The sequence below is a fragment of the Pseudomonadota bacterium genome, assembly GCA_016927275.1.
In the GTDB taxonomy this organism is placed as follows: Bacteria; UBA10199; UBA10199; order 2-02-FULL-44-16; family JAAZCA01; genus JAFGMW01.
The window spans coordinates 1-10,248 of sequence record JAFGMW010000112.1; the positions used below are offsets into that span (position 1 = coordinate 1).

The window sequence follows — 10,248 nt, forward strand, 5'->3', positions numbered from 1 at the left end:
GCCTTCTTGTCCTTCTTTCCCTTCTCATCTCCGAAGTTTATCTGGATGTGGGAGAGCTTGAGCTTCTTGAACTCGTCCTGGTTCTTCTCGTAGTAGTCCTTCGCCATCTTTTCTACGGCGTCGTCGACCAGGGCCTGCGCGATGATCACCTTGCGGTAGAGGTCCGCCTTGGCCTTGACCTTGGGATCGCGGTTGATCCCCTCCTTGATGGCCTGCTGGTACAGCAGGTTCTGCTCCACCAGGTTGTCGAGTATCCTCTTCTTGCCTTCGGGGTTGTTGATCTGCTGTGCGATCCTCGGGTTCACCTCGGACAGGAAGTCGAGATCCCCTTCAGTTATCTTTTCGCCGTTGACCTCGACCAGCACCTTGCCCGACGAGGAGCCGCTGCCGCAGCCGGCTGCGTATGCTGCGATTGACACCAGCGCCAGAGCGACAACACCGAACTTTATCATCCTCATGATCCCTCCCCTTTTAGATCGTTTGAAACGGGTCCCTGCAGAAATTTTTGTCTCTATACACCCGCCGGCCGAGCCGTGTCAAATGGAAGGCCTAGCCAAGCCCGAAGCCGCGGAAAGAGCCGCTCGGGCTCTCCCAGCTCACATCCACCCTTTCAACGCGCGCCATGTCCGGCCCCCTGTGGCACCAGGCCACGAACCCCTCCAGATCGGCCCTCGGTCCCTCTGCCACCGCTTCCACGGAGCCGTCCGGCAGGTTGCGGACAAATCCCGTTATCCCCATCCTCTCCGCCTGCCTTATCGTGTTGGCCCTGAAGAAGACCCCCTGGACCATGCCGTGGACGATGATTCGTACTCTCTCCATCGTCCCTCGATGCCAATTTTTTTGTCGGAAATCAAGATGTTACTTGATGCATCACCACAAAAGGGTTAATACGCGGTTAACGGTTAACGGTTAACGGTTTCCGGTTAACGGTTTCCGGGTCCCGGGTCCCGGGTCCCGGATCCCGGTATTTATGCGTATTCTCTGCCTCGACATAGGCTCCAAGCGGATCGGGCTGGCAGCCAGCGACCCGATGGGGCTGATCGCCCAGGGTATCGGCGTGATAGAGAGGCGAGGGGGCGGCCGGGACTTCGACGAGATCATGAGGCATGCGCGTGAGCTCGAGGCGACCCTCATCCTCGTCGGCCTGCCGCTCGACGAGGAGGGCGGTATCGGGCCGCAGGCGGCAAAGGTCGAGGCGTTCACGGCCAGGCTCAAGGGGGCGATGGAGGCCGCTGGCCTCGACACGCCAGTCGAGATGTGGGATGAACGTTTTTCAACGGCGACGGCGGAGCAACGCCTGATCGAGGCGGACGTGAGCAGGAAGAGGCGCAGGGAGGTGATCGACAAGATGGCCGCGGTCGCGATCCTGCAGGACTATCTCGACTCGAGAGGGGATCGGTTGGAGGGAGGGGAGGGGTTCTTAGGATGAGGGCGATTCGCCGCTTTCTCGCATTCGTGCTGATCGCGTCGGCTTTTCTCGCGGCGGCCACCGGGCTCGCGATCTACGTGGGGGCGACGCGCTGGCGTTCGCAGCTCACCGCCGAGGTGCTGATCGAGCCCGGCATGTCGATGCGCGCGATCGCGGCGAGGCTAGCGCGCGAGGGCGTGATCGGCACCCCCCGGCTCTTCGAGGTCGTAGGCAGGGCGAGGGGGGTGGACCGCAGGCTCAAGGCGGGCACCTACGAGTTTCCGGCCGGCGTGAGGATGCCCGAGGTCATGGGGATGCTCGCGCGCGGAGAGGTGAAGCAGTACGCGTTCACGGTCATAGAGGGGTGGACCATAGCCGATATCGCCCGCGCCCTCGAGCGCCAGCCGTTTCTGGTCGACGACGACATGCCCGCGAGGTTCGCGGCCGCGGCGAGGGAGCCGGGAAAGGCCGCGGCGCTGGGCTTCGAGGGGGCGCCCACCCTCGAGGGCTATCTCTTCCCGGACACATATCTTGTCGCAAAGCCCCTCGGAGAGGCAGCCCTCATAAAGGTGATGACCGATCGGTTCGCGGAGGTCTGGAAGGATCTCTCGGCCGAGGGCTCCCCGAGGGAGGGCATGGGCATGAGGGACGTGGTGACGCTCGCCTCGATAGTCGAGAAGGAAACCGGCGACCCCTCGGAGCGCCCCCTCATAGCGTCGGTGTTCTTCAACAGGCTCGGGAGGGGCATGCCCCTGCAGAGCGATCCCACCATCATCTACGGCCTTGTCGATTTCGACGGGAACATACGCAAACAGGACATATCGAACCCGCACCGCTACAACACCTATTTGCATCCCGGGCTGCCGCCCGGCCCGATATGCAGCCCCGGAAAGGCCTCGCTGGCCGCGGTGCTGAACCCCTCGCCGAGCGACTATCTGTATTTCGTGTCGAAAAAAGACGGGACCCACGAGTTCTCCGCCACCCTCTCGGAGCATTCGAGCGCTGTGAGGAGATACCAGCTGAACGGCGGCCGGATGGCCGGCGAGCGATGAAGCGACACGGAGAGTTAAGATGCCCGATCGCCCGATAATCGTGCGCAACGCCTGCATCATAGCGGGCAGGGGCCGCGCGATCCCGTGCGGCTTCATCCTCGCGCGCGGCGGCACGATAGAGTCGCTGGGCGACGACTCCCGCGCGCCCGACGCGCGCGGCGCGAGGGCGATCGACGCGCGCGGCAGGTACGTGCTGCCCGGCCTCGTCAACCCGCACATGCACCTCTACGGCATGCTCGCGCTGGGGGCGCCGGCCCGCAGGGCGAGGGCGTTCGGCCAGGTGCTGGAGAGGCTCTGGTGGCGGCTGGACAGGGCGCTCACACTCGACGATGTCCACGCTAGCGCGCTTCTCGGCGCGATCGCCTCGGTCCGCGCAGGGGTGACCACGGTCTTCGACCACCATGCGAGCTACGGCGCGATACGCGGCTCGCTCCACACGGTATCGGAGGCGGTGAGGCAGGTGGGCCTCAGGGCGTGCCTCTCGTTCGAGATCTCCGATCGCGGGGGCAGGCGGCTCCGCGACGAGGCGGCCGAGGAGAGCGCGTCGTTTCTCGAATCGATCCGCGCGAGGATCGCGAGGGAGCCCGGCTGCCTGCAGCGGGGCATGGTGGGGCTGCACGCCTCTATGACGCTCTCGGACGCCACCATCGAGGCGGCGCGCGAGCTGATGGAGGTCTACGGCGTGGGCGCGCACGTGCACGTGGCCGAGGGTGCGGAGGACGTCGCCGCGACCCGGCGGCGCTTCAGGATCACGCCCGCCGCCAGGTTCGCGGAGATGGGCGTGCTGCGCAGAGGCTCTATCGCGGCCCACTGCGTGCACGTGAACGGGAGGGACATCTCCCTGCTCAAGAGAAGCGGCGCCACGGTCGCGCACAACCCGATGTCCAACCTCGCCAACGCGGTCGGCGTGGCGCCTGTGCTCGCAATGGCCCGCGCCGGCGTGCCGGTGGCCATAGGCACCGACGGGATGTCGGCCGGGATTTCGCAGGACGCGCTCCTGGCCTCGGTCGTGCACAGGGCGGGCGCCCGCGACGCGCAGGCCGGGATGCGCGAGGCGGCCTATGCGATATGGGGCGCGGCCCCCGAGCTCGCGTCGGGTGCGTTCGGCTGCGGGCTGGGCCGGCTGAGGAGGGGGGCGGCCGCGGACTTCATAATTGTGGATGCGGTCCCGCGCACGCCGGTCACAGCGGCGAACGCGGAGGCGCACCTCATCTTCGGCGCCCTGTCGGCGCCGGTGCGCACCACGATCGTTGCGGGCAGGGAGCTCATGCGCGACTTCGAGATCAGGGGGTTCGACGAGGTTTCGCTGGCCGCCAGGGCGAGGCGGCTTGCCGCCCGCCTCTGGAAGCGCATGTGAATCGCCTGTTTTTGGGATTTGGTGCTTGGAATTTTGCCGGATGGGAATATAGAATTCGGGCAGCAGCGGGGGATGATATGGCGCAGAAGCGGATATGGGGTCCCACATTCGAGGAGATGCTCCACCCTGAGAAGATCCCCGAAAAGACCAGGGCAGATGCGCGCGCGGCGTATGAATCGCAGCCGCTCTCCCCGCTGAACCTCTACAACATCAACTGGCGCGACTTCGAGGGCGGGGTGCGCCACGTCGTGATCCCTAGGGAGATCACCGGCATAGAGGCCGACATCTGCCTCCTCATCGGCTGTTTCTTCCCCACCGGCAGCCACAAGGTGGGCGCAACGTACTCGTGCACCGTGGAGAGGCAGGCCCGCGGTGAGATCAGCCCGGGGAGGCACAGGCTCGTCTGGCCCAGCACCGGCAACTACGGCGTGGGCGGGGCCTACGTGGGCGAGAGGATGGGCTACGACTCGCTCGTGATCCTGCCCGAGGAGATGAGCCAGGAGCGCTTCGAGCGGATCGAATACTACGGGGCGAAATACATAAAGACCCCGGGCTGCGAGTCGAACGTGAAGGAGATCTACGACAAGGCGAAGGAGCTCGCCCGCGAGAGGGACACGATCATAGTCAACCAGTTCTCCGAGTTCGCCAACTACCGCTTTCATTACTTCGTGACAGGCAACACCCTGCTCGAGCTCTTCGAGGGGCTGAAGGCCGACGGGAGGGCCGGGCGCCTTGCCGCGCTCGTCTCCGCGATGGGCTCGGCCGGCACCATCGCATCGGGCGACCGGATCAAGCAGGTTCACCCGGAGACGCGGGTGGTCGGCCTCGAGCCGTTGCAGTGCCCCACGCTCTACTGCAACGGCTTCGGCGGCCACGATATCCAGGGCATAGGCGACAAGCACGTCACCTGGATACACAACACCGACAACATGGACGCCATCATGTGCGTGGACGAGTGGGACTCAAAGAAGGGGATGCAGCTCTTCACCGAGGACGCCGGGCTGCAGGCCATGGCCTCCTTCGGCGCCGACCCGGGGCTCCTCGAGTGCCTGCGCGACATCTTCGGAATCTCCAGCATATGCAACATACTGGGCTCCATAAAGGCGGCGAGGCACTACGGGTTCGGCAGGGGCGACATGATCTTCACGATCGCCACCGACGGCACCGACCGCTACAGGAGCGTGCTCGCGGACATGAACCGGGAGATGGGGCCGATGGGGCCGGACGAGGCGAAGCGGCGCGTCTCATCCATATTCCACGGCCAGGGCCAGGACCACATACTCGACGGGACCGCCCATTCGCACGACTGCTGGGCCAACCTCAAGTACTACACGTGGGTCGAGCAGCAGGGCAAGACCGTCGAGGAGCTGAGGGCGCAGAGATCGCAGGAATACTGGATCGAGCAGCAGTCGCGTGTGGCCGAGAGCGACCGGCTGATAAAAGCGCAGAGGGGATGACGGATGATGACGCTGGTTGCCAACGCACGGATCAGCTCGGGCGAGGGGAACGAGACCCGCAGCGTCCATATACTCATGGACGGCGACACGTTCCGGCAGGTGATCCCCGCCTCCGATCCCCTCCCCAGGTGCAGGAACGTGATCGATGCGTCGGGGCTCATCGCCGTCCCGGGCGGGATCGACGCGCACGTGCACTTCAACACCCCGGGCTACACCGAGCACGAGGACTTCATCCTGGGCTCAATGTCCGCGGCCGCCGGGGGGATCACCTGCGTCGTGGACATGCCCGACACCTCGGTGCCTCCGGTGACCGACCGCGCGGGCCTCTACGCGAAGCTCAAGGCCATAGGCGAGATGTCGGTGATCGACTTCGCCCTCTGGGGCGGGGTGTCGGGCAACTCGTTCCGGGCAGGCGCATGGCGCTCGCAGATGAAGACCCTCAAGCACGAGGGCGTGGTGGGGGTGAAGTGCTACATGCTCTCGAGCATGCGGACCTTCGAGCACCTGCTGCCGCTGGAGCTGCTCGAGGTGATGCGCCGCGCCGGCGAGATAGGCCAGCTCGTGGCGATCCACGCCGAGGACCGGGAGCGGGCGCAGAAGCTCACCGCCGGCATGGCCACCTCCGGGAAGAGGGACGCCGCGGCCTACTACGAGTCGCGCAAGGACCCGGTGGAGGCGGACGGCATCAGGCAGGCGGCGCGGATCGCGAAGGAGACCGCCTGCCAGCTGCACATAGTGCACGTGGGCTCGGCCGCGGGCGCGAAGGCGGCCCTCGAGATGCGCGCGAAGGGCGCTCTGATCACGATGGAGACCTGCCCGCACTACCTCGCCTTCTCGCACGATCAGATGGAGGAGCGAGGCTCCGTGCTCAAGACCTCGCCGGTGATAAAGACCAGGCAGGACGCCGAGGCGTTGTGGGGGCATCTGATATCGGGCGACATCGCGTATCTCGCCTCCGACCACGCCCCGTGCCGGCCCGAGGAGAAGGCGACCGGCAGCATCTGGACCGACTACTCGGGCATATCGGGCACGCAGCTGCTCATGCCGTTCGCCATATCGGAGGGGTACTCGAAGGGCCGCATCACGCTCGCGCGCCTCGTGGAGATAACGTCCTCGGCAGCGGCGGCGCGCCTGGGCCTCGGCGACCGCAAGGGCGCGATCGCGCCCGGCATGGACGCGGACCTCGCGCTCTTCGACCCGAAGAGGAAATGGACGGTGCGCGGCGGGGAGTTCCTCTCGAAGGGCAAGCAGACCCCGTTCGAGGGGGCGGAGTTCACGGGCAGGATCGTGCGCACCATCTGCCGCGGCAGCACGGTCTTCGAGGAGGGCAGGGGGGTCACCGCACAGCCCGGCTACGGCAACTTCGTCAGGCGCCGCTGAGGCGTCTCACCGGGAGTCGCAGATGGCGTTGTCCGAAATCCTCAAAAAGGCAGAATCGCTCGAGGGCCCGATCGCGGGCTTCCTCGCGGAGATCGTGTCGATCCGCTCGCCGTCGTGCGGGGAGAAGCGGGCGGTCGAGCGGGTCTGCGCCGAGATGCGCGCCGTGGGGTTCGACGATGTGCGCGTGGACCGCCTGGGCTCCGCCATAGGCAGGATCGGGAGCGGGAAGAAAAAGATCGCGATCGACGCGCACATCGACACGGTGGGCGAAGGGGACCGCTCCCTCTGGAATTTCGATCCGTTCAAGGGATTCGTGAAGGACGGCAGGGTGTGGGGCAGGGGTTCGGCCGACCAGAAGGGCGGCGCGGCGGCCATGGTCTACGCCGGAAAGCTGATCAGGGATCTCGCACTCGAGGGCGACTACACGCTCCACTGCACCGCCACCGTCATGGAGGAGGACTGCGACGGCCTGTGCTGGAAGCACCTCATCGAGGAGGAGAATCTCCGCCCCGACGTGTGCGTGATCACCGAGCCCACCGGGCTCAATATCTACCGCGGCCAGCGCGGCCGCATGGAGATCGAGGCGCGGGTCGCGGGCCTCTCCGCGCACGGCTCAGCCCCCGGGCGGGGCGTGAACGCGATCTACAGGATGGCGCCGCTGATCCGGGAGATCGAGGGGCTGAACGAGAAGCTCCGCGACGACGCCTTTCTCGGCAGGGGGACGGTGGTGATGAGCGACATCCGCTCGACCGCGCCGTCGCTTTGCTCGGTCGCGGACTCCTGCACGGTCTATCTCGACCGCAGGCTCACCGCGGGCGAGACAAGGGAGAGCGCGGTCGCTGAGATAGAGGCGATCATCAAGAAGGCCGACGGTTCCGTGCGGGTGCCCCGGTACGAGACAGCGGCGTACACCGGCCTCATCTATCCCATGGACAAGTACTTCCCGTCGTGGGTCGTGCCCGAGGATCATCCGGCGGTCGCGGCTGCGAAGGCCGCGCATCGCTCTCTCTTCGGCTCGAATGCGAGGGTGGGCCGATGGACCTTCTCGACAAACGGGGTTTCCATCTGCGGCATGCACGGCATCCCCTGCGTGGGATTCGGCCCGGGCTTCGAGGAGCAGGCGCACGCGCCGAACGAGTGGACCCCCGTTGAGCACCTCTGGAAGGCCGCCGCGTTCTACGCCGCGTTCGTCTCCGCCTTTGGATCTCGAATTTAAAATCAATAATATCAATGACTTGCAAAGATCAGCCCCTTTGGCGACAAATTGAATTTTTCACGCAACAATTTTACGGGTGCGCCGAAAAGGCTTATGCCTGACCAAAACCATTCAGGAGGACCTATGTACAGGATAGCGGCAGTTGTGTTTTTGCTCGCCACGCTCGCAGCGTGCAGCCACGACAACGGATTCGGCATGCAGTTCGACGCCAACCCCAACGTCTCGGGCGACGTCTCCATGGAGTCGCTCACCGTGAGGTGGTTCGGCGACGAAGGCGTCGAGCACGCGGAGACAGAGGTGACCATCGACGCGGCCAGGGGGATCACGGTCAAGGCGACGCTCATCGATGCGCAGGGCAGCGCGGTCGATTCCTGCTCCGGCTCTGTCGAGATCTCAGAGGAGGACTATCAGTCCGTGATCGCAAAGGTCGGCGAGGCGAATCTTTTGACCTACACTCTTCCGGTGGAGGGCTCGCCCGAGTGCGTCGTGGACGCAAGCCCCTCCGACTTCGGCCTGGTCTACGAGTATCGCCAGGGCGAGGATGTGCTCTCCAAGGCGTTTGAGACCGACGGGTGCGAGATCGCCCCTGCGATCGAGGAGCTCGCCGCCCTGGTCGGCCAGCTGGCTGAGACGAACGTGACAGACTGCAGCGCCGCTGCCCTGAGCGTTGAGGATGAGGCTGCAGAGGCCGAAGAGGCAGAGGCTGAGGATGAACAGGACAACGAGGACGATCCGACAGATAATCAATGACTTTCAGTGCTTGTCCTTTTGCCCCCGAAGGGTTAAAAAATGACCCTCCGGGGGTTTTTTTATGAGATCACTCAAGGGTCGCCACTTCATCACAACGCAGGACTGGACGAAGGAGGAGATCGACCGCGTGCTGGATCTCTCCTGCGAACTCAAGGAGCTGAAGAGGAAGGGCAGGATCACCGATTGGCTCACGAACCAGACCGTATTCATGATCTTCTTCGAGCAGTCCACCCGCACGCGCAACTCCATGGGCTGCGGCATCACGCAGCTCGGCGGCAACTCCCACGACCTCACGCCAGATAAGATGCAGCTCACGCACGGCGAGACGGCCAGGGACACCGCGATCGTCCTCTCGCGCATGGGGCATGCGATCGCGTGCCGCAACTGCTTCTACGGCATAGGCAACAAGTACCTGCGCGAGCTGGCGAGATACTCAGAGATACCGGTGATGTCGCTGCAGGACGACGTGTATCACCCGATGCAGGGGATGGCGGACCTCATGACCATCCAGGAGAAGTTCGGAAAGAACCTGAAGGGGCTCAAGGTCACGATCAGCTGGGCATACGCCGAGAGCCACGCGAAGCCGCTCTCTGTGCCGCAGTCGCAGATACTCCTCTTTGCGCGCTTTGGCATGGACGTGACCGTGGCCGCGCCGCCCGAGTTCCCGCTCCAGCCCGGGATCGTGGCCCAGGCGAAGAAAAACGCTACTGAGAACGGCGGGGGCCTCAGGTTCGTTTCCGACATGGACGAGGGTTTCCGCGGCGCCCAGATCGTCATCCCCAAGAACTGGGGAGGGTTCGCCCATTTCGCGAAGTGGGAGGACAGCGACGAGCAGAAGGGGGCGATGAAGGAGAACCTCTCGAGGCACAGGGACTGGATCTGCGACTCGCGCCGCATGAAGCTCGCCCACAAGGACGTGAAGTACATGCACGCGCTGCCTGCGGACCGGGGCAGGGAGGTCGAGGACGGGGTGATAGACGACCCGCTCCACTCGATCATCTACGACGAGGCGGAGAACCGCCTCCACACCGCCAAGGCGATCATGGCGCTGACCATGGGCGGAAAAGAATGAGCATTGAAGCATATACACAGGTCACGGCAAAGCTGGAGGCGAACCGCTGCCTCATGTGCGCCGATCCGCCGTGCGCCTGCGACTGCCCGGCCGGAGTGGACCCGCGCCTCTTCATACGCAAGATCCGCTGGGACGACATGGAGGGCGCAGTGCGCCTGCTGAGGCGCACGAACGTGCTCGCCGGCTCCTGCGCGCGAATATGCCCTGCGGGTGCGCTCTGCGGGAACAGGTGCACGGCAAAGGGGCTCGCGCGTCCCATCGACATCCGTGGACTGCAGCGCTTCGCCATGGACTGGGAGATGCAAAACGGGATGATCGAGCCCGCACAGCCCGCGCGCGACGGCAGGGACGTGGCCGTGATAGGCGCGGGCCCGGCGGGGCTCGGGTGTGCGGCGGAGCTCGCCGTTCGCGGCCATCGCGTCACGGTCTACGAGCGCGAGGGGTTTCCCGGCGGCATGCTGCGCTCGTGCATCCCGTCCTTCAGGCTGCCGCACGACGTGGTCGACTTCGAGGTCGCGTTCATAAGGAAGCTCGGCGTTGAGATCAAATACGGCGA

11 protein-coding genes are annotated in these 10,248 nt (G+C 65.1%); 9 read left to right on the forward strand and 2 right to left on the reverse strand.

Annotation, left to right across the window (positions count from 1 at the left end):
• Positions 1 to 458, reverse strand: a 458-nt coding sequence (locus JXA24_07650; GenBank protein ID MBN1283626.1) for a SurA N-terminal domain-containing protein, incomplete at its 3' end; no start/stop codon positions are given.
• A 91-nt stretch (positions 459 to 549) separates the two neighbouring features.
• Positions 550 to 819, reverse strand: a complete 270-nt coding sequence (locus tag JXA24_07655) for an acylphosphatase (protein MBN1283627.1) — start codon at positions 817 to 819, stop codon at positions 550 to 552.
• 151 nt (positions 820 to 970) lie between these two features.
• On the opposite strand from JXA24_07655, the gene ruvX reads away from it, so the two are divergent.
• The 9 genes from ruvX to JXA24_07700 form a co-directional block, all read left to right on the forward strand.
• On the forward strand, positions 971 to 1,429 hold the full coding sequence (gene ruvX / locus JXA24_07660; protein MBN1283628.1) for a Holliday junction resolvase RuvX: 459 nt from the start codon (positions 971 to 973) through the stop codon (positions 1,427 to 1,429).
• The gene (gene mltG / locus JXA24_07665) at positions 1,426 to 2,460 is read left to right on the forward strand and encodes an endolytic transglycosylase MltG (protein MBN1283629.1); all 1,035 of its coding nucleotides are present in this window, start codon (positions 1,426 to 1,428) and stop codon (positions 2,458 to 2,460) included. Before ruvX ends, mltG begins: the two co-directional genes overlap by 4 nt.
• Before the next feature lie 19 nt (positions 2,461 to 2,479).
• Positions 2,480 to 3,817: an amidohydrolase family protein gene (locus JXA24_07670; protein ID MBN1283630.1), complete on the forward strand. Its 1,338-nt coding sequence runs from the start codon at positions 2,480 to 2,482 to the stop codon at positions 3,815 to 3,817.
• 77 nt (positions 3,818 to 3,894) lie between these two features.
• Positions 3,895 to 5,274, forward strand: a complete 1,380-nt coding sequence (locus JXA24_07675) for a pyridoxal-phosphate dependent enzyme (GenBank protein ID MBN1283631.1) — start codon at positions 3,895 to 3,897, stop codon at positions 5,272 to 5,274.
• A gap of 3 nt (positions 5,275 to 5,277) precedes the next feature.
• The gene (gene allB, locus JXA24_07680; protein ID MBN1283632.1) at positions 5,278 to 6,654 is read left to right on the forward strand and encodes an allantoinase AllB; all 1,377 of its coding nucleotides are present in this window, start codon (positions 5,278 to 5,280) and stop codon (positions 6,652 to 6,654) included.
• Between the two features lie 22 nt (positions 6,655 to 6,676).
• Positions 6,677 to 7,870 carry a YgeY family selenium metabolism-linked hydrolase gene (locus JXA24_07685; protein MBN1283633.1) on the forward strand — a complete coding sequence of 398 codons (1,194 nt, stop codon included), beginning with the start codon at positions 6,677 to 6,679 and terminating at the stop codon, positions 7,868 to 7,870.
• A 123-nt stretch (positions 7,871 to 7,993) separates the two neighbouring features.
• A complete protein-coding gene (locus JXA24_07690) occupies positions 7,994 to 8,620 on the forward strand; it encodes a hypothetical protein (GenBank protein ID MBN1283634.1) in 627 nt (208 codons plus the stop codon).
• Positions 8,621 to 8,681: 61 nt separating this feature from the next.
• On the forward strand, positions 8,682 to 9,692 hold the full coding sequence (locus tag JXA24_07695; GenBank protein ID MBN1283635.1) for an ornithine carbamoyltransferase: 1,011 nt from the start codon (positions 8,682 to 8,684) through the stop codon (positions 9,690 to 9,692).
• Positions 9,689 to 10,248: FAD-dependent oxidoreductase (locus tag JXA24_07700; GenBank protein ID MBN1283636.1), on the forward strand; the 560-nt coding region annotated here is incomplete at its 3' end. The genes JXA24_07695 and JXA24_07700, both read left to right, overlap by 4 nt.